Source organism: candidate division Zixibacteria bacterium HGW-Zixibacteria-1, assembly GCA_002838945.1.
GTDB lineage: Bacteria > Zixibacteria > MSB-5A5 > GN15 > PGXB01 > PGXB01.
In genome coordinates this window covers 20,533-46,851 of record PGXB01000029.1, presented here as the reverse complement: position 1 = coordinate 46,851, position 26,319 = coordinate 20,533, and the positions used below count along the sequence as shown (strand labels likewise).

Below are 26,319 nucleotides of genomic sequence, written 5' to 3'. Positions count from 1 at the left end.
GGCAACAATGTTATTAATATTCTTGATGTGACCTATTTGATCAGTTATCTGTATAAGGGCGGCGGCACGCCAATTTGCGGAACGACAGGGACTTAGACAAAATCAAGGCAATGAGAAAACAGGCAGTTTTCCCAAAAAGCCTCGCTTTGGCGAGGCTTTTTGCTTATTTTTGATAAAAGTTATTATTGCGAAACTCGAACTCCGGTTTTAGCGTAAGTAAAATAGGAATATAGACTACTCGAAAAGGAGTGTAAATAATGAGCCTGGGTAAGATTCTGAAATATGGTGTTGCTTTTCTGGCAGCGGGGATGGTCCTGGGGGCGTGGGTCGAGGTGGCGCTGGCCGAAGAAGTTATTGTCGATATGCGGGGTTTTTACGAGGGCGATCTTGTCGTTGACGGATTTGAACTGAAATCCGAAACCAGACTTTCTATTTACGCTATTGGGGCTCAACTGAAACAATCTGATGATATGTATGCATACGGCTGGATTATTAATGCCGACAGCAGGGAGCCGGTCTGGGTATTGAATGAGCAGGAAACCAGAAGATATAAAAAGACAAAAAATATCCGTGAGTATAAAGATGAAATCACTTTGCCCGCAGGCAGATATGAAATCTATTATTATGCGGGCAAACCTTATTTCCTCGGCGATATCAATATTTCCATAGGCGATCTGGAAGAGGCCATTGGCCTGCTGGATTATATCTTCCGGGATGATGATGAGAAATATGAATATTACTCCGAGGATATCGAGGATCTGGCTTTACTGATAAAGGCGCCTGATGGATCATTTACGAAATTTAATCCGATTCCTGAGTTGTGCAAAGATGTGGTCATCGATTTTACCCGCCCCGAAGCCGAATTTGCCGGGAAGAAGGGCTTTACTCTGAAAAAGGAAATGACCCTGAAAATAGAAGCCATCGGCGAATATATTTCAGATGACCGGGTCTTTGTCGATTTTGGCTGGATAATAGATGCCGATTCCCGCAAGCGGGTATGGCAGATGGATAAATGGAATACTTCCTGGGCGGGCGGCGGCCGGAAAAACCGCGGTTTTGATGGCGACGTGACGCTGCCGGCCGGAAATTATGTGGCTTATTTCGTCACTGACGACAGTCATTCGTTCGGCGATTGGAATGTCATGCCTCCCTATGATCCGCTTCATTATGGGATGTTGGTTTCATTTGTGAAGGAAGGTGAGGCCGGGAATGTCTCGGAATATGTCGACGACTATACCGAGCCGATTGTCGTTCAAATTAACCGGGTGGGAAACGATCAGTTCAAATCTCAGGGCTTTACGCTGAAAAAAGATGCCGGTCTGCATATCGTGGCGCTGGGTGAGTTCGGCTATCAGGATGACTTCGTCGATTATGGATGGATCGAGAATCTGGATGATGGAAATATTGTCTGGGAAATGAAAGAGGAAGACACTCAGCATGCCGGCGGAAGCAAGAAAAATCGTCGGTTTGACGGGATCGTCACTCTTCCGGCCGGAAATTATATGGCCTTTTATGTGACTGATGGTTCTCATGCTTATCGCCGGTGGAATGAATCCGCCCCCTTCGAGCCGACCATGTGGGGAATAACCATTTACGGGGCCGGCAAGAAGTTCGATGCCTCGATTGTCAAGACTTTCGACGAACTACCCCCAAATACCAACACCCTGGTAAATCTTACAGGGATAGGGGATGGCGAGAATGTCCGGAAATCCTTCAAACTTGACCGCAGTCAGAAGGTTCATATTTTTGCCTTGGGCGAGGGCAAGGGCGGCGAGATGTATGATTTCGGCTGGATTGAAAATTCATCTACCGGAAATATTATCTGGGAGATGACTTATCGGAAGACCCGTCATGCCGGAGGCGACCAGAAAAATCGAAAAGTCGATACCTACATCACTCTGGAACCCGGAGAATATGATGTCTATTTTGAAACTGATGATTCCCATTCTTTCCCGAATTTCAATGCCTCGCGGCCGGATCAGCCGCATAAATGGGGGATTACGATAACCAAAGAATAAGTTTTTACCTGTTCTTCCTTTCCCGGGCGGAGTTCTTACAAAATAAGATTCCGCCGTTTTTTATGGATGAAATCTATTAAGAGTTCTGCAGACTATGCCACCGGGATTGGTTCGGATACCGGAACCTGACGGGGAAATTCGATACTAATGGTGGTTCCCTGACCGGGACTGGAGTCGATGTGAAGGTGACCCTGATGATTGTCGATTATTTTGCGACAGATAAGCAATCCGTAACCATGTCCGGATTTCTTGGTAGTGAAGCGCTCATTGAAGGCCTTCTGCAGCAGTTCCGGATCGATGCCGCTGCCATTATCCTTAATATGAATGGCAAAACTGTCGCTCTGTTTATTAAATGAGGTTCTGATTTCGATATTTTTGTTCTCTGCAGAGTCATTGTCCAAAACGGCCTCGGCCGCGTTGTTAGTGAGGTTATAGAGAAGCTGTTGCATTTGCGTTGTGTCAATAAAAGATAAGATTTGGGTTTCGGCCAGATTCAATTTGATCTCGATGTCCTGAAAATGTTTCTGTGCTTTGAGGTACTCCGTCACATTGCGCACGGTAACATTCAAGTCACAATATTCACGGTTGGGATTAACACCGGAATAATCAACCAGACTATCGGTAAACTTCCTGATATTATCGAAATTATTTATAACGGCCAGAAGATGCTTTTCCAATTGGTCAAATTCTTTTTCCGCCAGATGATGTTGCATCAGGGACAGATTTCCCATGATCACACCGAGGAAATTGTTCAGCTCATGACCTATTTCCGCCGACATTTTTCCCCCGACCGCCATTTTCTCCAATTGGAGGGAATGGTCCTGCAAATCTTTTAGACGCTTGTAGGCATCGCGGCTTTCTTCAAGCAGAATTATATTTTCCAGCGAAATGGCAATCTGGCTGGCGGTAATCCCCAAAAGCTTCAATTCGCTTTGCTTGATTTCATCGGAGTCGGGGACAAAACCGAGAATAAGAAATCCATAAAGCTTGGGTCCCCGTTTCAAAGCGATATTAACCAGCGCGAAACCCTTTTTAAACCATACCGGGGTAAGAATCGAGGCCACTTTCTCATCGGAAAACTTGGCGTAAAGGGGGTGCTCTTCGATTGATTTCACGATGAAGGGAGCTTTGAGATCCCTGGTGTCTATATTGAAGAAATCGGTATCATACTTCCTGGTTGATTCTTCAAATCCGTTTTCGTTGGCATTGTCGACCGTAATCACGCCGACTTCATTTTTATGTCCGGTTCTGAATACGACGCTTCCAAGGGTCGTCTTACCCTGCATAAGAGCGAAACCGAGCGACAGTCTCATCAGTGAGCGGCTGTCGGAGACGGTGTACATAATCTGATTCAGATCCGAAAGGCGGTTAAGTTCGCTGGATAAAGTCTTTTCCGCGTCATTTTGCCGCTTGCTGATGGCGTTTTTGACGGCCTGGCGAATTTCTTTGAGCTCAAACGGCTTCATGATGTAGTCGTAGGCCCCCTCTTTGATGGCGTCCTTGGCTGAATTCAGGTTGGCGTAGCCGGTCATAAATATAATACCGACCGAGGGAATGATCTCGCGGGCGAGCTTGGCCAGTTCAATACCGTCGCATTCCGGCATTCTGATATCAGTCAGGATAAAATCGAAATATTCGCGTCTGATTTTTTCAAGGGCAAGATTGCCGTCTCCGGCCAATTCGATTTCATATCCGGAGTCTTCGAGCGCATCCCGGGCGAAAGAAAGGACAATCTCTTCGTCATCGACAATGAGAATTCTAATCGGTCTTCCTTCAGTTTGAGATTTCTGGGTCATGTCGTTTTAATTTTTTTGCTCTCGATAATGCGGTTGATTGTCTCCCGCACATCCTCAAGTGCAAAGGGTTTGGCCAGACAACACATGGCCCCCGCCTCGGTGGCCAGTTCGGCCATCTTATCCGGAAATGAATCGGTCATGACAATCGGCATTTCCGGTTTTGCAGCTTTTATTTTTTTGATCGCCTCCAGGCCGTTCATCACAGGCATGTGGACATCGCAGAATATCATTATAATCCCGGTTGACGGCCATTTCGTATCCCACCCGGCCGTTGATGGCAATATCCACTTCGAAACCGGCGTCATTCATGACTTCGGTCAGGAAGTCCCGGATGACAGGGGTATCGTCTATGATAAGAACTTTAGATGCCATCATCCAACTCGATTCCCCCGGGACTGTTAATGTCGCCGAGTCCCAGGGATTTCTCGACCTCGGCCCTGATCTGTTTTATGGTAAAGGGCTTCGACAGAAAAGCGCATACACCATAACCCAGCGTATTACTCATCGAAAAAAGCGATGAATAACCGGAAATGACTATGATCTTCGAATCGGGGTAGGCCTCTTTGGCGAACTTGACGACTTCCTCGCCCGATACCCGCGGCATTTTCATGTCGGTGATTATGAGATCATATTTCCCGATCTTAAGCTTCTCTATCGCTTCATCGCCATCGGCGGCTTTGTCGACGTTGAAGTCTTCCAGGACATCGGCGAGGAACTCGCGCATGACCTGCTCATCATCGACGACCAGAATATTTTTTGTTGCGATATCTTGCATATTCCAAATTCTTTATAAGTTACCTATGACTTAATTGTCGGCTGAACAGGTGATTTTCTCCACCGGAACTATAACGGTAAAGGTAGTCTCTTCTCCCAGTTTCGATTTGACCCTTATTTCGCCGCCATGTTCTTTAATTATTCCATAACTTACCGACAGGCCCAAACCGGTACCCTTACCGATATCCTTGGTTGTGAAGAACGGCTCGAATATTTTCTTGAGGTGTTCTTCCCTGATGCCCTTGCCCGAGTCGACTACCGCAATTTCCACGGTTCCATTGAATTCGCCGAGCGGCGGGGCGAAACGGGTGGTCAGGGTCACCTCGGACCCCGGATTGGAAGCGTGCATGGCGTTGATAATAATATTCGTAAAGACCTGCTGGAGCTGACTGGGATGTCCCTTGATTTTAGGCAGGCTGGGATCCAGATTCTTTACCAGCGTGATCTGATTCATCATCAGCTGATGTTCCACGAATGTCAGCGTATCTTCAACTACGGCATTGACATCGACGTCGTCGAATTTGACCGTTTGCGATGTTCTCGAGAATTTGAGCAAATTTTGAACAATGGCCTTGCAACGGCGCGACTGCGTCTCGATATCGCGTAGATAACGTTTGTAGGATTCAATATCTTTGTCGCTGATGTTGTCGGCGCATTTGTTCTGAATTTTTTCCAGCGTGAACTGTGCATAGCCAAGGATACCGCCCAGCGGGTTGTTTAATTCGTGCGCCACGCCTGCGGCAAGCTGACCGATTGCGACCATTTTTTCGGACTGTATCAACTGTGTCTGGGCTTCTTCCAGCTCCCTGGTGCGCTCAATAATTTTCTCTTCCAGATTTCTATTATATTCCTCGATTTCATCCTGAGATTTCTTAAGCGATTCGATCATGCGGTTGAATGATTCGGCAAGAAGGCCGATTTCATCGCTTCGATTAATATCCACGGTCTTGGTCAGGTCACCCTTGGATATCTGGTCGGTCACTTCCACCAGCGATTCGATCGGGCGGGTAATAATTCTCACAAAAGCCGTCATCAGGATAATGGCGGAAAGCACAACAATAAAGGTCAGCAAAATCGAGGCTGTTTGCGACTTGGTAACCTCGCGGCTGAGATTGGAATAGGTCAATCCGATCCGGACTTCACCGATAACTTCCCGGACATAACTGTTTTCCCCGGAGGAATAGTCATAAATTGAACCCAGATTTTCGCGGGAGGCCGTTTGCCGAACCGTCTCCACCGGATACGACAGCTCCATGAAGTCGCTGCCGTTGGCGGCAATATAATCCGTTTTTTGGAACCTGCCGGTGGTCAAAGCTGATTCTTCGGGCTTGCCTTTGATTTTTGCATTGGCATATGACTCGCTGCCCGTCTCGGCCAGAACACGGCCGTCGATTGTCAGGATTTTGACAAAAATTATGTCATTGGCACGGGCCACACCCTTAATTAAGTTTTCAAGCTCGGTTGTGGATTCAAGAATAACACCGTATTCGGCATTATAAGCGAGGTTTGCCACCAATGCCTGTCCGCGTTTTTCCAGCTCGTTAGTGTAAATTTCGCTTTGCCGTTTGATCAGGTAACCGCCTATTATCAGCATACTGGCAATGATGACCAGGGATACGACTGTCACGAACTGTTCCCGAAGACCAAACCTTTTAACCGATCCAAAGAGGCTCATCTGTACACCCCCTTGGCCACGGCTGCTAAATCATCAGGTATTTGAATGGCAATATGTTTGGCGGTTTTCTCATTATAGTGAAACCAGATTATGGTCGGCACCGCCACCGGAATATCGGCCGGTTTTTTCCCCGATAGTACTTCACAGGCAATTTTACCGGCCTGTCGACCGATATCCTTATAGTCATAGTCCAACCCGAAAAGCGCCCCGGACTCTACCATATTCCCCGAAAAGCCCATGAACGGCTTGGCATTACGAAGAGTGTTGAGGAGGATAAAACGGGTTGAGCGAGGCGAATAAATCTGACCGTCCGCCACCGACCAATAGCCCTCAACGATTTGATTAAGACTGTCAAGCGCTTTGGGAATATCCTTTTCAGAGGCGATACGCACGGCGTGAAGTTCCAAGCCGGCGTTTTGCGCCAATATTTTGGCCGGAGGGATCAGGTTCTGAGTCTCTTCGGTATAGAGAACACCTATCTTCTTTAAATTTTTGATTATCTTCTTGAAATAATTGAACTGAATATCAGGCGGAATATCGAGGGATGCCCCGGTAATATTCCCGCCCGGATGCTGCAATGAATTGACGAATTCCGATGTTTCAGGGTTAAGGACCGCCGAGAAAATAATCGGTTTGTCCTTTATGCGACCCGAAACCATTTTGGTGGCAAATGAGCCGACGGTTATAATGAGCAGGGGATCGGTACTTCTAACAGCGTTTATTTGACTTTGAATTTGTGTCTCATCAGAGGTCAGCAGGTATTCGGTAAAAACCGCCTCCGCGTATTTTGCGCCGATAGAGCTGGTAATGCCCCGCATGGTCCGCAACGTGGTTTTGAGACTATCTGAATAGACAATAGAAAGATGAATCGGTTCGGCCAGGGCATCGCTGACAAGACCGAAAACGATAACAGTAAAAAATACTAATAAAGATATTTTTACCTTAAATGACCTCAATGTCCAGTTTCCTCAGATTTATAAGGCATGAATCCATTAATGTGTAGTCCACCTTGTCCCTGTCTCCAAAGTTGGGGCATACTTCAATTTGATTATCGGGTTATTGCACAAAAACTTGATTTCCGCCGATAAAATAATTTAAGGTTCATAACCAAATTCCGGCGGCCGGTAATTAATAAAAAAATCTATATAAAGTGTGTTAAAAAATCTGAACGAAAGTCGATACAATGTAGGAGAAACCAGAAGTTTCTGGTCAGGCAGATAAAATGTCATTAAAGAATGCAACCATGAAATTAAAAAAACGCTTTGGCGATAGCAACCGTTTGCAAGGAGGGTTCATCTTGAATACTCATAATCGCGCACTGCAATTATGTATGGCAATAGCAATTCTGTTGCTGCTGCCCGTGCTGCTGTCGGCCGGAACATCGGGCAAAATTGCCGGTATTGTCGAGGATGAGAGAACGGGAGAACCGATTCCCGGGGCGACGATCAGAATCACCGGATACGATGTTGCCACTCAAACCGATCTTGACGGTGAATATTTCATCATCAACCTTCCGGCCGGAACTTATTCCGTGATGGTCTCAATCATCGGTTTCCAGACGATTGAGAAGGAAAACGTCAGGGTCCTGATGGATCTGACGACTCCGGTTGATTTCACGCTCCAGCAGGTCGAAGTGCCTTTGAAGCGGCTGGTTCGGGTCTATGCCGAACGCCCCCCGATTCAAAAGGATCTGACCGCATCTCGCACGATCATGACAGCCGATCGTCTCAATTATACGCCTAATAATCTGACGGTACAGAGCGTCATCTCGAATATGGCCGGAACCATCGTGGATCATTACAATAATTTGCACGTCCGCGGCGGACGGGCCGGTACGATTACCTATTTATATGATGGGTTTTCGGTCCAGGATCCGTTTGCCGGAAATTCCGGAATAAGAATCATGCCGGATGCCTTGGAGGAAATTAACCTGACTTCGGGTGGTTTCCCGGCTGAGTACGGCGATGCCTTATCCGGTATCGTTAATGTCGTGACCCGCGAAGGAACCATGGATTATCATGGTAAACTGAAATTGTATGACGGTTACAGCCGCAAATATGATGTCAATACCGGCGACTACGGTAACCTGACACGGACCAATAATAATGCCGGCAGTTATAATTTTTCGGGCCCGATGCCGCGCCTGTTCAGCCGGCGCTCGACATTCTTCCTGGCCGGTGAACTTCGCCGCGACGATGGATACCTGCCTCATAATGGACTGGAACAATATACTCAAGCGGGGAAATTTGGGTTCCAGCCGGCCCCGAACCTGAAACTTACGGCTATCGGAAGTTATTATCGAAGCAATTCCGACGACTATATCCATCGTGATGTCAATAACCTCTCGTATGATTTCAATCTGGATGGGTTGACCATTTCCAAATCGGAAGCTTACCTGTACGGCCTGAAAGGTAATTATAATCTGAATGAGAAGTCGATTCTCGGTTTCTCCTATAATCATTTTTATACCTGGACCAAGAGCGCTCCCGAAAGTCTGTTTGATACGTACTGGAAACAATGGCCGGGATATTCCGAGGACGCAAACGGCGTATATAATGGTACTATACAGAACGATAATTACCAGCTTTCCCAGGATTATTGCCTTACCGGCTTTACATCCGGTGAAGATTTTCTGCCGGTTTACCGTGAACGCTATACCGACTATAATGCTGTCGCCCTGAATTTTACAAGCCAAATGAACAAGTTCCATCAGATCCGATCGGGCGTCGAGTTCCGCGACTACAAAATATTCTGGGATCAGAAGCAGTTCTTTAATTTTTCTCCCTATGGAGAGAAATATGAACAATCGCCGAAATATGCGATGGCCTTTGTCCAGGATAAACTGGAATTCCGTGACTTTGTCATAAATGCCGGTTTGAGATGGGATTATCTCAATTCGGAGGTGGAATACTGGCCGGATGTAATGACCAAGTCGGATACAAAGGTCAAATCCGAGCCTCAGTCGCAAATATCGCCCAGACTCGGCGTGTCACATCCGATTTCCGACCGGTCCATGATTCGCTTTAACTACGGCTATTTCTTCCAGGTTCCCAATTACATTTATATGTATACGAACCTCGACGGCAACCTGAATTCGGGCTTGCCGCTGGTTGGAAACCCGGCGCTTAAAGCGGAAAAAACCATTGCCTATGAACTGGGCCTGAATCATATGGTCAGCGATGATATTCGACTCGATGTCACATTATATATAAAGGATATAAAGAACCTGATTGCCACCACCGAAATCGGTCTTGTCGGCGGGAACCCGGTCACCCAGTTTGTCAACGAAGACTTTGGCTCGGTCAAAGGTGTTGATGTAACCATCGAGAAAATCGCCCGGGGCAATTTCTCCGGATCGCTGGTTTACTCTTATATGAGTGCCATGGGTAACTCCTCTTCGGCTTATGACGGTTATTACAATTATATAGCGAACACTACCGACACGGTCAAACCGGTTCAGGAATATCCGCTTGATTTCGACCAGCGGCACACGGCCACCATAACCATGAACTACTACGTCCCGCGCGATTGGACCGGCAAATTCATGGGTATGAATGTTCCTGGAGCATGGGGAATGAATATGATTGCCCATTACGGGTCCGGCCTGCCCTACACCCTTACCGATATCAACGGCGTCCGCTATGGCAGTCTTAATGAAGGACGGATGCCTTCGGTTTTCTCGGTTGATTTTCGCTTTAATAAAGACATCTTCCTTAGGAACAGCAAGAATTTCTTCAGCTTCTTTGTCGAAGTCGAAAACCTGTTTGATCGCCGCAACGCCGTGAATGTTTATACAAACACGGGAAGACCCGATGATGATGGAAGACGTTATGAATTGACCGCCGATCCCGACGGGGACGGCCCTCAGACAGCAGAAGACGCCAATAGATATTATAGATTGTTATCACAAGATCCTCGGAATTATTCCGCTCCCCGCCAGGTGCGTGTGGGGCTCGAATTCAACTTCTAATGAGGTAGCCATATGAAAATGAATTCAACACATTCGAAATACCTCGTTGGTCTGATGGCCATAGTCCTTCTTTTGCTGTTGACCGGCAGTCTCTGGTCAAGGACCTTCGAATCGACAGCTCCCCCGCCCAATGTTGTCGACCGTATCACCCATGATAAGGGTAATATTATTACGACAGTCGACAATTGGGGCTACATCGGCGGCTACAGTTATCCTTATGAACTGCCGTCGGGCGAGTGGCCGCGCAATTCGGGCCATAATTATATCGGGGAGATGAAGTTCTGGATGGGGGCGATAACCCCGGACGGCGACACTATTGTTGCCGATTCGGATGAAGATTTTCTGCCCTTGATTGATATTGTCAGCGGGGTGGAATCATACACGATCAGGCTGTCCACCGACACCGCCCGCTTTGATTATGACGCCAGCGATACAACCGGGCTCGGCCTCGGCAACCCGGCCTTTGGCTGGCAGATATATGACAGCACCGGAACCCTGACCTACAATCAGGTTTATTCGCCGATCGATTCGGCCTTTCATCCCGGTGGACCGATCGGTATGCAGCAGTCTTTCTGCCGTTATACCGATGAAAACGGCCCGGCCAGTCTCGGCCTGCTGGTTTCGCAGACGATTTGTCAGTGGAATTACTGCTATAATGAAGATTTGCTTTTTGTGATCCTTGAAATCACCAATACTTCGGACGTCGATTACACCGATTTCGCCTTCGCGATTTACAGTGATTATGACGTCGGCGGTCCCGATGGTACCGGCGAAAACGGAAGACTGGGCGACCTGGTGGCGTCCGATCTGGCCGCCAATCTGGCCTGGACTTATGATGAAGACGGCTATGATCCGGGCTGGGGCCCTCTGGTCAGAACCGGCATCATGGGCACCAAGTATCTGGAAACCCCTGATGGGATCGGTATGACGGCGTTTCGAACCGGCCAGTGGGAACTGCTTCCTGATAATGATGCCGACCGCTATGAACTGATTAATTCGGAGCAGTTTGATGCTTCGCTGCCTCCGACCGATCAGTATTACCTGCAGTGCACCCGCGGGATCAATCTCAGTGCCGGCAAGACAGTCCGCGTCGTTTATGCCATTGTGGCCGGCCAGGATGAGGCCGAGCTTTTTGCCAATGCCAACACCGCCCAGGTTCTGTATGACAACCATTTTGTCGGTCCGCAGCCTCCGGCCATGCCGACCCTGACGGCCCGCGTGAGCGATCATAAGGTCTATCTGAGTTGGAATGACACGTCTGAAATCGATATTGACCCGATGTCCGGTGTTGTCGATTTCAGCGGATATAAGCTCTACAAATCCACTAACCAGGGATATAGCTGGGGATTTGAAGACAGGTCATCCAACAATAGCTGTCTGGATATCGATTATCTGCCGCTGGCCGCTTATCAGGTGGAAAATCCCGGCGAGCCGATCGCGCACAGCTTTATCGACAGCGGTTTGACAAACGGCAAGGAATACTGGTACTGCCTGGTGGCCTATGACTCCGGAGACAGTTCGGTCCCGATTAGTTCCCTGCAGAACGGTTTTGGAAAACCGGGCAGTGATTTGAATGTGGTCAAAGTTGTACCGCGTTCCGATCCTGCCGGATTTTTCGATGCCTTCTCAAGCATAGATCATATATACCTGGGAACGGGCGACCCCTCCGCCGGCCTGGTTTACCCCATTATTTTCGATGAAAATCAGGTCGTTGGAGATGAATACAGCGTCATCTTCACGGAAGATGATGAAAGTACTTTATGGCATCTCATACGCGTGGACGGGACATCGGGAGATACCGTTTTTGCCCTGGCTGATCAAACGACTCAGGAAGGTGACCCCAATATATATGAAGTGGCTGAGGGGATTCGCCCCGTCGTTCGTAACGGCGATCGCATCCCGCGCGATTTTATCCAGACCGGCTTTGCCGTGGAAGGGGATACCACCCTGCATTTCGGATTCAATTACGGACCAATGGGTGACCTCTTCGGGTATCCTCGCGGATCAGACAAACATTTTAGGTCGACCTATGAGTTGCGTTTCACCGAAAGCGGCTCCGAAGGCTACTGGTTCTACGATGACGTCACCCCGGTGGCGCTGCCATTCGAAGTCTGGAATGTCACTTTCGGGTATCAGGTTCTCGCCGAAATTTACGATCAGGATTTTGATCAGGTATGGGAACCCGATGATAGAGACTATATCGTTATTGTCAATACACCTTATGACGGCAATCCGCATCCCGAGGCATTTCCCTATAACCATGCCTGGTTTTTCCGAATCGGCGATACCGATACGGATTATGCCGTCGGCGATATCATGACTGTCGAAGGGGCCCCGGTCAACGGCGCCGAAGATGTCTTTACTTTCAAGACCGATGGTGTCAGTACCAGTGCCGCACAGTCGGAGATGAGCCGTATCAAGGTCGTCCCCGATCCATACATCGGCCGCGCCGAGTGGGAAGTCAGTCGTTTCTACCGGAGACTGGAATTTGTCAATCTGCCGGAAATCTGTGTCATCAGGGTTTACACCCTGGGCGGAGATCTGGTTAAGACATTGCAGCATGACAGCAACGGTGGAACCGAGGCCTGGGACATGCAATCCGAGGACGGCCTGGGTATTGCTTCCGGTGTTTACCTTTACCATGTAGAGTCGCAATACGGCGATAAAACCGGCCGCTTTGCTGTGATTAAATAGGAGAAAACGCCATGAATAGAAAAATAGTAATATTTTTACTTACAGCTCTGTTGAGCACTACGGCGCTGGCCGGCGAATTCTCCAAGACCGGTACCGCCGGAGCTCAATTTCTGAAGATCGGTGTCGGCGCCAGATACAACGGGCTCGGTGAAGCCTGCGTCGCCACTGCCGATGACATCTATGCCATGTACTGGAATCCGGCCGGACTGACCAATGTCTCCGGAAATGAGATTGCCTTTACCTATGTCAATTATGTCACCGATGTCAGCCTGAATTATGTCGCTTATGCCAGAAATTTCAATGATATCGGGGTCTTCGGTCTGTCCGCGACCGTCCTTTCCATGGCCGACCAGGAAATCACCACGATCGATGAACCGGACGGCACCGGCCTGAACTACTCCGTATCGTCATATGCGCTGCAGCTCAGCTATGCCCGCCAGTTGACGGTTCAATTCTCGTTCGGAGTCAGCTTCAAGTATATCGATGAACGGATTTATCATGAGGATGCCCGAGGCTTCGCATTCGATTTCGGGACTCTCCTTTATACCGGATACAGGTCCCTGCGCCTGGCCATGAATATATCCAACATGGGACCCGATATGAAATTCGACGGTCCCGACCTGGATGTGGCCTATGACCCTGATCAGTCAAATCCCAATCAGGATCCATATGCCGGAAATCTGAATGTCGACCCGTATCACCTGCCCCTGACGTTCAGGGTGGGTATGGCTTACGATTTTGATTTCAGTAACGATTCCAAGCTGGTCATGTCATTCGAGGCCAAGCACCCTAATGATAATGAACAGCAGGGTTCGATCGGCGCCGAATACAATTATCAGGACAAGTATTTCCTGCGCGCCGGATATAAGCTGAATTACGAAGAGGAAAATATCGGGTTGGGCGGGGGATTCCGGACAAGTCTGACCGAATCCACCGGTCTCATTCTCGATTATGCCTGGGTCGATTATGGCCGTTTCGACTCGGTTCATCGCTTTTCAGCCAGTATCACATTTTAATTGACACATCTGCCTTTAAAGCCCGCCTCCGGCGGGCTTTTTTTTTGCTCGCTATGGACAACCGTTGGTATAAAATATATATTATGATACGGTTGGCTAAATCAATATTCCGGAGTTATACAAATGTCTTTAAAGCAAATATTAAAATCTGTTATAGCGGGGGCGGCGATTGTTTTCTGGACGGCGCAAGGGATTGCGGCGGACGAGACCAAAGCTCAGGAAATTATTTACTATTATCTGGATCTGCTTCGATCGGGCAATTTTGAATCCGCTGCAGGATTATGGGAGCCGTCCTGCCTGGAGCAGTCGAATCGCCTGGGTATTAAGTACGATGGAATCCCCATAAAGGCTGACTGTGTTTCTCCCTTTGTATATAATTATGAAAACATGAAAATATTTCTTCCCGATGGTATCGTCGCAAAGGCGGTTCTCGACAGCAATACCATCAGGTGGAAGCTGGAAGGCGCGCTTGACAGTGAAAAGATTACATATTATTACTATACAACTCTGATTGGCGATTATTATTGGATTATCCCGCCTCATTATTATTATTCAAAAGGATGGCCGGTCACCGAGTCAAAATACTTTCGATTCTTCATTAATCCCGATCGATTAAGCCACTATAATGAATTAATTGCCCGTTCGCTGGATGATATGGTCGAATCACTGGCAGCCGAATTAATAATGTCGGATGAAAAGTTGAATCTGCTGGCGGATAAGAAAATAGATTACTATTTATGCCTTGATGATCGCGAGGCGGAAAATTTATCCGGGATGAACAATAAAGAAGGATATGACCGTGGGTTTGATATTATAATTACCCGGTTCATACCCGATTTCCATAAAGTCGCTCTCCTGCTGCTGAATTACGAACTCCAGAATCCCCCTTTGTTTACTCTGCCCTTGATTCGGGAGGGGCTGGCCACCTGTTTTGTCGGGCAATGGCAACGAGCCCCGGAGGTTGTCTTTGATTTCGGCGATTATATTCTGAAATATGATATTGTCGAACTGGACTCGATTTTGACATATGATCAGTTTCTCGATAAGACCAGCGGTGATATTACCAACCCGGTGGGGGCGTGTCTGGCCAAATATATTTATTCGCAACTGGGCGAAGAACGTTTCTTTGATCTCTATCGGTCGCTGTCGGGAGATTATAAGACTGTCAGTAGTCTGTCATGCGATGATATCAAGCGAACAATCGAAATGGCGCTGAATCAGCCGTGGCCCGATATTAAATCCGGCTTTCTTGATTTCATGGAAAAACGCCGCTCCCGCCACGGTCTCATTTATCCCGGCGAAACCACCACGGAAAAAGTCCTCATAAACGACAGCGGCCTGGTCCTGTCGGTCTCGGATAAATGGCTGAAAATCGAATATCGGAACGAATCGGACAATAGAATGGAAATGAATCTTCTATTGGACAAAGAACCGCAACTGGCCGACAAAAAATCGATGCTGTTCGATGAACAATATAAAACGAATTATGGTTTTGAGGGATTCCGTTTTGGCATAAAATTCGATAAGAATGAAATCGGGCTTTATGATTATGCGGTCAATCAGATCAAAGCGAAATTCATCGATGACCCCGGTATCGAGTCGCCGTACTATGACAGCACGGAGAATAAAATCACCGCTTATTTTGATTTGGAACTGATTGGAGGGGCTTCCACCGATTTTTCATCCTACCGGATTTTGAAGTAAGATTATTGCGCTGACGTGGTATCGCGAAGCTCCAGAACAATTGAGTTCATTCTTTTGCGAATCACCGGCACTTCCGGCAGTCGGTCATTAGCCCCGACGAACCGTTCAAAATAATTCAGGGCAGCCTGCTTTTGACCGCGTTGATCGGCCAGCAGGCCTTTATACATCAGGGCATAAGGCTCGGTCGAGTCGATCGTCATGACGAGGTCGGTCAGGCTGTCGACTTCGGCGGGAAGATGTGCCCTGAAAGAATAGCCGGCCAGATCGATAAGGAGCATGGTCGAGCGCGGATCGATCTCGATCCCTTGTCCCAGGGCCTCAAAGCATTTGCGCTCCAGTCTCATTTCGCGGTACAATTCGGAAAGGAAATGGTAAAAATCAGGTCTGTAAGGGTCGAGCTTTATAGCGGCCTTAAGCTCTCTTTCGGCATCCCCATATCTTTTATAATGCTTGAGAAGATTTCCTATTTGCATACGATACTGGCCGACATAAGGATACCTTTCGACCAGGCGCAAGGCATATTCAAATGACTCGTCGAATCTCTCATGAGCATAAAGATCGTTGACCAACTGCGATTCAAGAGCCCCGGGAGCCTTGCTGATGGCTTTTTCCTTTAGAACGGCGGCCTCATTCTCGCCGATCGTAACATAATAATCACGGAAAGCATAAAGAGCGGCTTCCGTCTTGGTTTCATTGCATGTTATATAATTATCAAGATATTTTTCTGCCGCCGGCGGATGCAGATGTATGTACAATGAAGGCAGAATGATTAATAATGAGAGGGGCGCCAGAGTCATGATAGTATTGCCGTCCAGACGAAGCATCCCGCGACTCTTGATTATTGAAAATATCCCCCAGGCCAGCAAGCCGGTCAAGAGCAGACCGAACATCGGAAAGTCCCTGGCCATGCCAAGCCGGGGATCAAGAATAAGAAGATATAATAATTGAGAAATGGTCAGAAAGCCGAGCGTAATATAAATTCGTTCGCTCTTCAGATACTTGAAAGACATTATCAAAACAAAGATAAATATCAGGAAAACCGGAATTATCATATATGTCAGGTTGAAGATATCCATAAGATGATGGAAGCTGAACATCCAGTATCCAATATCGGGAAGTTTGGCCGAAAGAAATAGAATATGACTGGACAGGGGAAGATTGCCGATGGCCTTAAAATAGAGAATAATGACAGCCGCCAAAATAAAAACCGAGGCCGACAGTGAACCCAAAAAATTGCTGAATGATTTTCTTTTTATCAGATGCTTAAATGTCAAATAGAGGTTGGCCGGAATAAAAGTGATGATCTGAAAATTAAAAATCATACCGATTAGGGTCAAGGCCCAGATAAAATAAAGATATTTGCGCTGGCGCGTACCGCTTAAATGTGCATACAAATATATCAGAATTATCGCGACGGCAAGAAGAATGGGGTAATTTTCCACAAGGCCGAAAAAGAAAAACAATAAGCCCGAAAACAGCAGCAACAGCAGCGACAACAGCCGGTCATCATCGCCTTCAAAGATGCTTTCGGAAAATTTGAATGAAAAACTGATATAAACAAGTCCGGCAATAAATGATAATATTTGATAGGCCCACATGGCCGCGGCAATCTTAGTTGTTCCCGCCGCTTCCAATAATGAAAAAAGAAGATAAGCGAGATAGGTATCCCCGAATTCAAACCAGCGAAAAACGGGGATGGTCCGCTGAGTCAGATTGGCGACTCGTATATAACCGTTTCCGAAGAAATGGGCCTCATACTTGAACAGGAAAAAAAATGCCAGGGCAATGATAATTGCAGCCAGACGCCCGATGATTTTTCTGTCGCCCCAAAGATAACGAGCGGTCAGGGCCGAAATAAAATGTTCACGCGGCGCAAAAATAAAGAGCGCCGCCACCACCGCGGCTGCCGGGAACCAGATATAATATAACGGTTTCGGCAGGTAGTTAAGGGCATTGAATCCCCAGTTGAAGCGTGTTAAAAGCGGCCCGAGGACAGGTCCTAACAAAATGATAAAAGCCAGAATTATAACGGTCAGATTCAGAGGATTTGAAAAGGCCTCTCGATTGAGTGAAAAAAGCTTTTTTCTCTCGCTCATTTATATCTCCTGGCGTCCTTCAATGGCGCGGGAAATAGTCATCCCATCGGCATATTCAAGGTCACTTCCGACCGGCAGTCCCCGCGCGATCCTGGTTATTTTTACACCCATCGGACGGATCAGTTTCGCCAGATAAAGAGCGGTCGCCTCGCCCTCCACATTGGGATTGGTCGCAATGATCAATTCTTTGGTATCATCGCCGAGTCTTGACAGCAGTTCCTTGATTTTCAGATCATCCGGCCCGATTCCATCGAGAGGGGAGATGCGCCCGCCGAGAATGTGATACAGGCCCCTGAATCCTTCGGCTTTTTCCAGAGCGGCCAAATCGGAAGCCTGCTCGACCACACAGATAATTTCGCGGCTGCGTTCGGGATCATTACAGATATAGCATGGATCCTGCTCGGAAATATTGAAGCATATCGAACAGAAGCCGACCTTCTCCTTAACCAGCTGGATAGCTTCGGCCAGCTCATTCGCTTCCTCTTTGGATATTTTCAGGATATGAAAAGCCAGCCGGCCGGCCGACTTCCGGCCGATCCCGGGAAGCCGGGCCAGAAGGTTGATAAGCTTTTCAACCGATTCAGCAGATTTAAACATAACCGAATCAGAACGGCAAATTCATTCCGGGAAGATTCAAACCGCCGGTCAGAGAGGACATCCGCTCCGCCTGCAATTCCTGGGCTTTCTGGCGGGCCTGATTGACTGCGGCAACAATCAAATCCTGAAGCATTTCGACATCTTTCGGATCTACCACTTCCGGATCGATTTTAATTTCCAGCAGATCCTGCTTGCCATTGACCACGGCCGTAACCATTCCGCCGCCGGCGGTTCCATCCACCTGCGTCTCCGCCAGTTCCGCCTGAATCTGTTCCATCTGGGCCTGCATCTTCTGAATCTGCTTCATCATATTGCCAAGATCGCCTTTATTCATATCTCATAACTCCTTATTTTAATCTTCAACTTTTTTTCGACCCACCACTTCACCATCGAAACGTTCAACAATATTACGAAGTCTGTCATCTTCAGCAAGCAACTTTTCCGTGTCGAGCTTTTCCGGCTGTGGTGATGCTTTCGGGGCAATATTATTCTTTTTATTTAAATCAACTTCGAATTTCACTTTAAGATTGGTTTTGAAAAAATCTCTTAAACTTTCCGAAATAATCGACATATAATGCGGCTTTTCCACGACCTGTTTGGAGGTTCCACCGGCATTATAAAAAACGGCGGTAATAACATTATCCCTGACTTCCCTTATTTCCGCCATGGCCAGGAGCGCGGCGAGCATGGGGTTGCTGCGCTTGAGACTCTCGATATAATTCGGCCAACTGTTTTGCACCATCGGCAGATTTATCGCCCTGACCTCACCCGGAATTGAGATCGGATCCGGCGGAGGCGCCGGCTCAGGCGAATTTTCCGGCGTGGGATGCACCGGCGCAGGTTTGGATGTGGCCGGAGTTCCAAAAAGGTCGGACTCAATTTCCGACTCGTCCTCGATTCCCTCGCTCTCGGACAGATGGGCCAGAATATCTTCGAACAGAACCGTCGATTCCATCGTGGCCAGCTTTAAGGTATTGGTCTCAAGTAACAAACGCGGATCGATGCCGCTCTTGAGGTCAATTGTCATGTCCGTAATAATTTTTATCATGCGAAGCAAATCACCTGATGTGAAATAGTCGACCTGCTTCTGAAATGATTCCATTTCCGATTCCGACAATTCCAGCAGTTTCTCCGGTTCACGGGCATTTTGCAGAATGAGTAGATGTCTGAAATGATCGGCCAAACCCTGGCAAAATTCGGGAATCTCGATTCCCGAATCGACCAGCTTCTTGATCATTTCGAGCGCCAACGAGGCATCTTTGGCCGCAATCGCGGCAATATAATCGAAATAAAATTGCCTGTCGATCAGGCCCAGCGCTTCGATGACACTCTGTGCCGTGATTTTTTCCCCGGCATAGGCCGACATCTGATCCAGCAGCGACATCCCGTCACGCACCGAGCCATCCGCCTTGCGCGCAACCATGAACAGGGCCCCGTCATCGATTTCGATCTTCTCGGACTCGGCTATTTTTTTGAGATGCTCGCTCAGGTTGCCGACCGAAACGCGATGGAAATCATATCTCTGGGTTCGGGAACGGATGGTTTCGGGCACCTTAAAAGGCTCGGTGGTGGCAAAGATAAAAACCACGTGCGGCGGTGGTTCTTCGAGCGTCTTCAACAGGGCATCGAAAGCCGACCCGGACAGCCGATGAACCTCATCAATTATATAAATTCTCTTTTTCCCGGAAGTCGGCAGATAGCGGACATTTTCCCGCAGGGTGCGGATATCATCGACCCCGGTATTGGAAGCGGCGTCGATTTCGAGCACATCAAGCGATGAACTGGCGATTATTTCCTTGCAGGAGGGGCACTTGCCGCAGGGCGTCGGTGTCGGGCCGTCGATACAATTCAAAGCCTTGGCCAGAATCCGGGCGGTCGTCGTCTTGCCGGTGCCGCGCGGCCCGGTGAATAGATACCCGGATGAAACCCGCCCCGATTTGAGGGCGTTTTTCAGGGTTCGGGTGACATGCTCCTGGGCGACGATTTCGTCGAATTGCTGCGGCCTGTATTTTCTTGCCAGAACCTGATATGACATCGGAATTTCTTTGTTTTACTATTTTGGTGTGCACCCACCGTTGTCCCTCCGCCCGAAGGTTTCCAAGGCAGCCGGCTCCGACCAGGCTGCCCCGCAACACATACCGATCATCGCCTACCGTTGCTACCTTCCGGTCCTGGCGGGGTTCGGCGCGTCCGTATTGTACAGGACCCGGCCATCATCACTGCTTACCTTTTCCGCGCTACTGACGGGACAGGCCGCAGGTGGGGATTCAATCCCGGTATAGCGGATTCCGGGTAACAGGGCACCGCTAACTCCCCATCTAGCACACCGAAATCCCTTATATATTTTATTGGACCAGAGCGGGATCGAACCGCCGACCCCCACGTTGCGAACGTGGTGCTCTCCCAGCTGAGCTACTGGCCCAATTCAATTGCCAATCCATTCCGAATATATAAGCCATTCGGTCTGTCTTAGAGCCCTTTAATAAACACAAAATATCCGGAAAATCAAGTGCTTTTGGCAAGTTTAACCGGTAATGTGAAATCCATGGGTGATTCGGCGACCTGCGGAGACACCGCCCTTTATCTTACGCCGCATCAGGTTGAAAAAGTGATTTTTCCTGCCTGCACAGCTTCTTGACAGGAATAGTCTCTTCCTCTATATTGATCTATCTTAGTAATATAATTTTTCTTTTGTCAAAGATGTCTTTAACGAAGTCGGCCAGCTTAATTGTGAGGGATTGCTTGTTGTAAGGAATCCAAAGCCTATAGACTTTCAAGGGTGGGGATTATGAAATATTTAAAACCTGTTTTTATATGCCTGATATTATTATCGGCCTCCGGCCAGAGCCTGTTTGGACAATCCAAAGTCGGCACGGCCGGCATGCGATTTCTTAACATCTATAATTCGGCCCGGGCCAATGGCATGGGCGGCTGCTGGGCGAATATTACCGATGAGCAGTCCGCCATGATGAATCCCGGCGCAGCCGGCATTTTTTACCTCAACAAACAAATCGCCGTTTCACTTCCCAATAGCATTAAATTCTATCCCGACATCATTGACGATTTCAGATTGAAATCGTTTTTGGCGGGTCTTAGAGTTCCCGCTGAAATTCACTGTTCCAACAACAAATTCATCGGTGCGTTGACTTATTTTCAGCAGACCCTCAACACCAGTGTCATATTGAGAACCGACTATGGTTATCCAATCGGGGATACATCACAGGAGTTTTCATATTTCCGGGCCAGTGATGTTGTTCGAGGCATTACCGCGAGTATCGGGTTTGGATCAAGGTGTTTCAAGCTTGGAATTGGAATCTCAGGGAAATATGTCAAAGAAAAACTTGATATGGAAATTGCCGACGGCCATGCTTATGATCTGGGACTTCTGGCGGAAATCTCTCTTTCGCAATTGGCGGCCCGCGAGAGCAGTGTAAACGATGCGGCCAAAATACAGGATGATTTGACCTTTTCTTTTGCTTTCGTTCATGCCAATGAAGGGCAGGATATGGGGTTTGGCTCCGAAAAAAATCCGCTGCCAACATCCACAACACTTGGATTCTCTCTCATATATTCACTGGCCCGCCATCAACACCAGCTATTGTCACTCCGGCCCGCCTTTCAAATGAGACATCTTGAGAGCCTGTGGACAAGGAGGCTCGGTCTCGAAACCGGTCTATCCGGCGTGATATTTCTCAGGGCCGGCAAAATTGAAGATATCGATGATCTCAGCTGGGGATTTGGTCTTTCCATAATGGAAGCATTGCGCCGGTTGAATATACTGCATCGCAATCCTAACCCGGACAGTTCTTTCCTGAATGATATAAAAAATGAGCTTGACATTTCATTCGATTTTGCCCGTTCCGATGACTATAAATCATCAAATACCAATTACTGGCAGATAAATTTATCGTTTTAGACAACTATTAAATTATTAAGCTTATGCGCCTGCAGATATTATATATTCCTTGACAGATAATGGCGTCAATCGTCATTATGGTATAAAAATATGTCAAAGCTGGGCCTTTTTATAAGGCGAGGAGCAAATTTGTCAAAGGGAATTAATATGAACCAGAAGGTATTTTTTTTGGGCGGCCTTATTTTGATAATAATTTTCGCGATTTTTATCGGCTGTTCCGATGATCAAAACGCCAGCCCGCTTGATCTCAACGAGGCCACTCAGAAAGTCCTATCCGATATTCTCCACAATGACCTGGACAGCCTGGCCTTTTACAGATACCCCGACAGGCTTCCCTCCGGAGCCGAAGTTGGATATTATCAGGATCCGCAGCCGACCGAACCATATAAAGCGTCCGAACCAAGCTGGTTCTTCTTTATCGATGATGCTCCCGGTATGCGCTGGGCCCACCCGTGCCGCTATATTTTTGTTCCGGCCAGCGGCTCCAAAATCAGCGTCATAAATGAACAGTGGCCCCCCGATATTTATGATGCCCTGAATTTGTATTATGATCTGGATACCGCCATACAGACTGTTATATCGGATATATTATTCGACAGCCTGGCCCTGAAGGACCTTTATTATGCGCCTAATATATTGGCTCCCGGAACTAAAATAGTCAGACCGTCGGGGGGGCAAATTATACTGGAAAAATACAGTTGGTTTATTTTTATCGATGATTTGCCGGGCGCCTTTTATGCACATCCCTGCCGTTATGTCCTGCTTGAATTATGGGGAGGCAAAATATCCATATATGACGAACAATGGCCGCCCGACCTGGCCCTTGAATTGTACGTCAGCCCGTAAAATGGGCAGGTGAAATTTAATATTTGAATTCTCGTATTATTCATAAATTAAAAAAGCCCCGAAAGGTTGTTTCCACGGGGCTTTTGCTGTTATTGCTAGAGGCGAACGAAGCCCTCTATTCGAGAACTTCTCGGGCTCTACACTTAAACATGGCACATTATTTGCCCGATGTCAATCAATTTTGTTATATTTTTTTGATTAAAATTTCATCGAAATTTGAGGTTTGACAGTAGTATAATGAGAAAGTATATTATTAGTCTAAATCAGTTTTGAATTTGACTGGAAGGAAAGGAAAGAGCGCACATGAAGTATTTTGTCATCTTGCTGCTGTCCATGACCCTGGTATTTTCCATGGTGTCGGCAGGAGAGGAGCAGTCGAAAGACACGAAGGGGGATAAGATAGTGGAAAAAAGCGAATATACCAAGAGAAATGCGGATAATCCGGAAGTTGCCATCGAGACCGATTTCGGAACCATGAAACTGGAGCTTTTCCGTGATGTCGCCCCGATTCATGTCGATTCCATGCTTGCCCGCATTCGTGAAGGCTTCTATGACGGCCTTATCTTCCACAGAGTTATAGACGGCTTTATGATTCAGGGCGGCGATCCGAAAGGAAACGGCACCGGCGGCCCGGGATATTCCCTTCCCGCTGAATTCAGCAAGCTCAAACATATTGAAGGTACATTATCTATGGCCCGCAGCCAGAATCCCAATTCGGCCGGATCACAGTTCTTTATCTGCCTGGCTCCGGCTCAGTATCTGGATGGCCAATATACCATCTTTGGACATCTTATGGATGGCTATGATACCCTTCACAAAATTGGAAAGGTCCAGACCGGCGCTCAGGATAGACCGCTCAAGGATGTCTTTATGAGAAAAGTAACTATTCTCAAAGATGTCACAAAAGAGGCCGGTGAGTAATCTCGATTTCAGAGGGATAGAAATTTTTGATTGGAACACGGGGCCTTTGGCCCCGTTTATTTAAATAGATGAAAAAACGATTGGTCATACTTGGTTCGTCCGGCTCGATCGGCAAATCGGCCCTCGATGTGGTTGAGAAAAACATTGACCGAATCGAAGTTGTCGGCCTATCGGTCCATTCGAATATCGATTTACTTCGGGATCAAATTGCCAGATTCAAGCCGAAATATGTGGCCGTCACCGACCCGGATGCTTATCGACAATTTCGAAATTCCTCCCAAGCGGATGATATCAGGCTATTTAAGGCCGAAACCGGGGTCGAGGAACTGGCCGGGCTCGAGGAGGCCGACATTGTCCTCAATGCCGTGGTCGGCGCCGCCGGGCTGACGGCCTCGCTGAAAACGGTCTTGGCCGGCAAAAGACTGGCCCTGGCCAACAAAGAATCGATGGTCATCGGCGGACCCCTAATAAATGAGGCTGCCGCCCGCACCGGGGCCGAAATTATTCCGGTTGATTCCGAACATTCGGCCATCTGGCAGGCCCTATTTGCGGGTCAAAAACGGGAAATCAAAAAAATTATTCTAACCGGTTCCGGCGGACCTTTCCGCGATGTTCCGCTCTCCGAGTTCGATAAAATTACCAGGGAGCAGGCCCTGAGCCACCCGACCTGGAAAATGGGTCCGAAAATAACAATTGATTCAGCCACCATGATGAATAAAGGTCTGGAAATACTTGAGGCGATGCATCTGTTCCAGGTTCCGATCGATAAAATTGATGTCGTTATTCACCCCCAGTCGGTGATTCATTCCATGGTCGAGTTTATTGATTCCTCGATAATCGCCCAGCTTTCCAGCCCCGATATGAGGCTGCCGATTGCCTATGCCTTATTTTTTCCTGAACGAGTTGCCGGTAATAATGGTTATATAGACTTGACGGAAGTGGGAAAGTTGAATTTTTATAAACCGGATTATGAAAAGTTTATTTTACTTAAACTGGCCTTTAAGGTCGCCCGTTCGGGGGGAACGACTGCGGCCGTTTATAATGCGGCCAATGAAGTGGCTGTGGCGGCCTTTTTAAAGGAGACTATTGAATTTCGGGCTATTCCCGATATAATAATAAATACGGTCGAAAAACATAAGCCTGCCGAAAAGCCGAATCTTGAGGATATTTTTGAGGCGGATCGCTGGGCCCGCAAAGTTGCTTTAGAAATAATGAGGTGATGTTTTGATTACAGCATTGGCGACAATTTTTGTTTTGGGTGTTTTGATATTTTTCCATGAATTAGGACATTTCCTGGTCGCCAAAAAATCAGGGATCAGGGTCGATAAATTTTCGCTCGGTTTTCCCCCGACGATATTGTCAAGAAAATGGGGCGAAACCGAATATGCCATCGGCGCCATACCGCTTGGCGGCTATGTCAAAATGGCCGGAGAAAATCCCGATGAAGAAGCCAGCGGCGAACCGTGGGAATTTATGTCAAAACCGGTCTGGAAAAGGTTTCTGGTTATATTCGCCGGGCCGTTCATGAATTTCGCCCTGGCCGTTTTGGTCCTGGCCGGCGTTTATTCGATCCGCGGCGAAGCGGTCGATAATGCCGTTATCGTCAGGGGAGTCGATGAAACCGGTCCGGCGGCCATGGCCGGCATTCTGCCGGGTGACAGGATTGTCGAGATCGACGGCGTCGCCATAAATTCGTTCCGCCATATGGCCGATTCGATTATCTACCCCAAAATTGAGCAGCCGGTAACGGTCACCTGGGAACGGGACGGACAGCTTTATACAAAGACCATGACCACCATAAAAAGCTGGGCGCAAAACGCTTCCGGTGACTCGGTTCAGATTGGGCTGATCGGTATCAATCCCAAGGTCATTTACTCACGTATGAATATCGTTTCGGCTTTTGGTGAAGGTTTCAGTCAATCGATATTTTATGTCAAAATGGTGTTTGGCTTTGTCTATGATCTTATTACCAGAAGGGTCGATCCCTCCGGAATCGGAGGCCCGATATTTATCAGCCAGCTGGCCGGACAGACGGCCCGATCCGGATTTGACGTACTGCTTGAATTTATGGCACTCCTCTCGGTTAATCTTGCGGTTCTGAATATATTGCCGATTCCGGTTCTTGACGGTGGTCATATGCTTTTTCTGATCGTGGAAAAACTAAAGGGAAAACCGCTCTCAATCAAGGCGCGCCTGGTTGCCCAGCAGGTCGGCCTGGCCTTTATGCTGATACTGATTGTTTTTGTAACTTTTAATGATATATTCCGTTTACGTTAAGTGTATAAAAATAAAGCGA

Annotated in this window: 19 protein-coding genes, 1 tRNA gene, 1 other RNA gene and 1 pseudogene (1 of these 22 only partly in view); 11 read left to right on the top strand and 11 right to left on the bottom strand. The window is 47.8% G+C overall.

The window, feature by feature from the left end; translation table 11 throughout:
* Window positions 1-96, top strand: a pseudogene (locus tag CVT49_11205) (hypothetical protein); it begins 363 nt to the left of the window's first position.
* Between the two features lie 161 nt (window positions 97-257).
* Window positions 258-2,018 (top strand): hypothetical protein, encoded by a 1,761-nt coding sequence (locus tag CVT49_11200; GenBank protein PKK82951.1) that lies wholly within the window; start codon window positions 258-260, stop codon window positions 2,016-2,018.
* Window positions 2,019-2,110: 92 nt separating this feature from the next.
* Here CVT49_11200 and CVT49_11195 read toward each other — a convergent pair whose 3' ends face one another.
* The 5 genes from CVT49_11195 to CVT49_11175 are packed head-to-tail and all read right to left on the bottom strand — an operon-like array spanning window position 2,111 to window position 7,219.
* Complete coding sequence (locus CVT49_11195) at window positions 2,111-3,814, bottom strand: hypothetical protein (GenBank protein ID PKK82950.1); 1,704 nt, start codon at window positions 3,812-3,814, stop codon at window positions 2,111-2,113.
* On the bottom strand, window positions 3,811-4,119 hold the full coding sequence (locus CVT49_11190; GenBank protein PKK82949.1) for a hypothetical protein: 309 nt from the start codon (window positions 4,117-4,119) through the stop codon (window positions 3,811-3,813). Before CVT49_11190 ends, CVT49_11195 begins: the two co-directional genes overlap by 4 nt.
* Before the next feature lie 56 nt (window positions 4,120-4,175).
* On the bottom strand, window positions 4,176-4,589 hold the full coding sequence (locus tag CVT49_11185; protein PKK82948.1) for a hypothetical protein: 414 nt from the start codon (window positions 4,587-4,589) through the stop codon (window positions 4,176-4,178).
* A gap of 30 nt (window positions 4,590-4,619) precedes the next feature.
* Window positions 4,620-6,263, bottom strand: a complete 1,644-nt coding sequence (locus CVT49_11180) for a hypothetical protein (protein PKK82947.1) — start codon at window positions 6,261-6,263, stop codon at window positions 4,620-4,622.
* Entirely contained in the window at window positions 6,260-7,219 is a 960-nt protein-coding gene (locus tag CVT49_11175) for a hypothetical protein (protein ID PKK82946.1), read from the bottom strand. The genes CVT49_11180 and CVT49_11175 overlap by 4 nt, the downstream gene beginning before the upstream one ends.
* A 266-nt stretch (window positions 7,220-7,485) precedes the next feature.
* On the opposite strand from CVT49_11175, the gene CVT49_11170 reads away from it, so the two are divergent.
* From CVT49_11170 to CVT49_11155, 4 genes are all read left to right on the top strand, one after another.
* Window positions 7,486-10,233, top strand: a complete 2,748-nt coding sequence (locus tag CVT49_11170) for a hypothetical protein (protein ID PKK82945.1) — start codon at window positions 7,486-7,488, stop codon at window positions 10,231-10,233.
* Window positions 10,234-10,245: 12 nt separating this feature from the next.
* On the top strand, window positions 10,246-12,927 hold the full coding sequence (locus tag CVT49_11165) for a hypothetical protein (protein ID PKK82944.1): 2,682 nt from the start codon (window positions 10,246-10,248) through the stop codon (window positions 12,925-12,927).
* An 11-nt stretch (window positions 12,928-12,938) separates the two neighbouring features.
* A complete protein-coding gene (locus tag CVT49_11160) occupies window positions 12,939-13,943 on the top strand; it encodes a hypothetical protein (GenBank protein PKK82943.1) in 1,005 nt (334 codons plus the stop codon).
* 123 nt (window positions 13,944-14,066) lie between these two features.
* Window positions 14,067-15,647, top strand: a complete 1,581-nt coding sequence (locus CVT49_11155) for a hypothetical protein (GenBank protein PKK82942.1) — start codon at window positions 14,067-14,069, stop codon at window positions 15,645-15,647.
* A gap of 2 nt (window positions 15,648-15,649) precedes the next feature.
* Here CVT49_11155 and CVT49_11150 read toward each other — a convergent pair whose 3' ends face one another.
* The 6 genes from CVT49_11150 to CVT49_11125 form a co-directional block, all read right to left on the bottom strand.
* On the bottom strand, window positions 15,650-17,743 hold the full coding sequence (locus CVT49_11150; GenBank protein PKK82941.1) for a hypothetical protein: 2,094 nt from the start codon (window positions 17,741-17,743) through the stop codon (window positions 15,650-15,652).
* Window positions 17,744-18,340 (bottom strand): recombination protein RecR, encoded by a 597-nt coding sequence (locus tag CVT49_11145; GenBank protein PKK82940.1) that lies wholly within the window; start codon window positions 18,338-18,340, stop codon window positions 17,744-17,746.
* Window positions 18,341-18,347: 7 nt separating this feature from the next.
* Window positions 18,348-18,674, bottom strand: a complete 327-nt coding sequence (locus tag CVT49_11140; protein ID PKK82939.1) for a YbaB/EbfC family nucleoid-associated protein — start codon at window positions 18,672-18,674, stop codon at window positions 18,348-18,350.
* An 18-nt stretch (window positions 18,675-18,692) separates the two neighbouring features.
* The gene (locus CVT49_11135; protein PKK82938.1) at window positions 18,693-20,375 is read right to left on the bottom strand and encodes a DNA polymerase III subunit gamma/tau; all 1,683 of its coding nucleotides are present in this window, start codon (window positions 20,373-20,375) and stop codon (window positions 18,693-18,695) included.
* Between the two features lie 26 nt (window positions 20,376-20,401).
* Window positions 20,402-20,667, bottom strand: an RNA gene (ffs, locus tag CVT49_11130) — signal recognition particle sRNA large type.
* 22 nt (window positions 20,668-20,689) lie between these two features.
* A tRNA-Ala gene (locus CVT49_11125) sits at window positions 20,690-20,762 on the bottom strand.
* A gap of 366 nt (window positions 20,763-21,128) precedes the next feature.
* On the opposite strand from CVT49_11125, the gene CVT49_11120 reads away from it, so the two are divergent.
* From CVT49_11120 to rseP, 5 genes are all read left to right on the top strand, one after another.
* Window positions 21,129-22,256, top strand: a complete 1,128-nt coding sequence (locus tag CVT49_11120) for a hypothetical protein (protein ID PKK82937.1) — start codon at window positions 21,129-21,131, stop codon at window positions 22,254-22,256.
* Between the two features lie 147 nt (window positions 22,257-22,403).
* Entirely contained in the window at window positions 22,404-23,102 is a 699-nt protein-coding gene (locus CVT49_11115) for a hypothetical protein (GenBank protein PKK82936.1), read from the top strand.
* Window positions 23,103-23,405: 303 nt separating this feature from the next.
* A complete protein-coding gene (locus CVT49_11110; protein PKK82935.1) occupies window positions 23,406-24,023 on the top strand; it encodes a peptidylprolyl isomerase in 618 nt (205 codons plus the stop codon).
* Between the two features lie 68 nt (window positions 24,024-24,091).
* Window positions 24,092-25,243, top strand: a complete 1,152-nt coding sequence (locus CVT49_11105; protein ID PKK82934.1) for a 1-deoxy-D-xylulose-5-phosphate reductoisomerase — start codon at window positions 24,092-24,094, stop codon at window positions 25,241-25,243.
* Window positions 25,244-25,247: 4 nt separating this feature from the next.
* Window positions 25,248-26,300, top strand: a complete 1,053-nt coding sequence (gene rseP / locus CVT49_11100; protein ID PKK82933.1) for an RIP metalloprotease RseP — start codon at window positions 25,248-25,250, stop codon at window positions 26,298-26,300.
* The last annotated feature ends 19 nt before the right edge of the window (window positions 26,301-26,319 follow it).

Coding starts and splice junctions, on each gene's coding strand:
- CVT49_11115 (PKK82936.1), top strand. CDS start 22,404: ATGAACCAGAAGGTATTTTTTTTGGGCGGCCTTATTTTGATAATAATT.
- CVT49_11165 (PKK82944.1), top strand. CDS start 10,246: ATGAAAATGAATTCAACACATTCGAAATACCTCGTTGGTCTGATGGCC.
- CVT49_11135 (PKK82938.1), bottom strand. CDS start 20,375: ATGTCATATCAGGTTCTGGCAAGAAAATACAGGCCGCAGCAATTCGAC.
- CVT49_11195 (PKK82950.1), bottom strand. CDS start 3,814: ATGACCCAGAAATCTCAAACTGAAGGAAGACCGATTAGAATTCTCATT.
- CVT49_11155 (PKK82942.1), top strand. CDS start 14,067: ATGTCTTTAAAGCAAATATTAAAATCTGTTATAGCGGGGGCGGCGATT.
- CVT49_11200 (PKK82951.1), top strand. CDS start 258: ATGAGCCTGGGTAAGATTCTGAAATATGGTGTTGCTTTTCTGGCAGCG.
- CVT49_11160 (PKK82943.1), top strand. CDS start 12,939: ATGAATAGAAAAATAGTAATATTTTTACTTACAGCTCTGTTGAGCACT.
- CVT49_11145 (PKK82940.1), bottom strand. CDS start 18,340: ATGTTTAAATCTGCTGAATCGGTTGAAAAGCTTATCAACCTTCTGGCC.
- CVT49_11180 (PKK82947.1), bottom strand. CDS start 6,263: ATGAGCCTCTTTGGATCGGTTAAAAGGTTTGGTCTTCGGGAACAGTTC.
- CVT49_11150 (PKK82941.1), bottom strand. CDS start 17,743: ATGAGCGAGAGAAAAAAGCTTTTTTCACTCAATCGAGAGGCCTTTTCA.
- CVT49_11105 (PKK82934.1), top strand. CDS start 24,092: ATGAAAAAACGATTGGTCATACTTGGTTCGTCCGGCTCGATCGGCAAA.
- CVT49_11170 (PKK82945.1), top strand. CDS start 7,486: ATGTCATTAAAGAATGCAACCATGAAATTAAAAAAACGCTTTGGCGAT.
- CVT49_11190 (PKK82949.1), bottom strand. CDS start 4,119: ATGACGCCGGTTTCGAAGTGGATATTGCCATCAACGGCCGGGTGGGAT.
- CVT49_11110 (PKK82935.1), top strand. CDS start 23,406: ATGAAGTATTTTGTCATCTTGCTGCTGTCCATGACCCTGGTATTTTCC.
- CVT49_11185 (PKK82948.1), bottom strand. CDS start 4,589: ATGCAAGATATCGCAACAAAAAATATTCTGGTCGTCGATGATGAGCAG.
- CVT49_11120 (PKK82937.1), top strand. CDS start 21,129: ATGAAATATTTAAAACCTGTTTTTATATGCCTGATATTATTATCGGCC.
- CVT49_11140 (PKK82939.1), bottom strand. CDS start 18,674: ATGAATAAAGGCGATCTTGGCAATATGATGAAGCAGATTCAGAAGATG.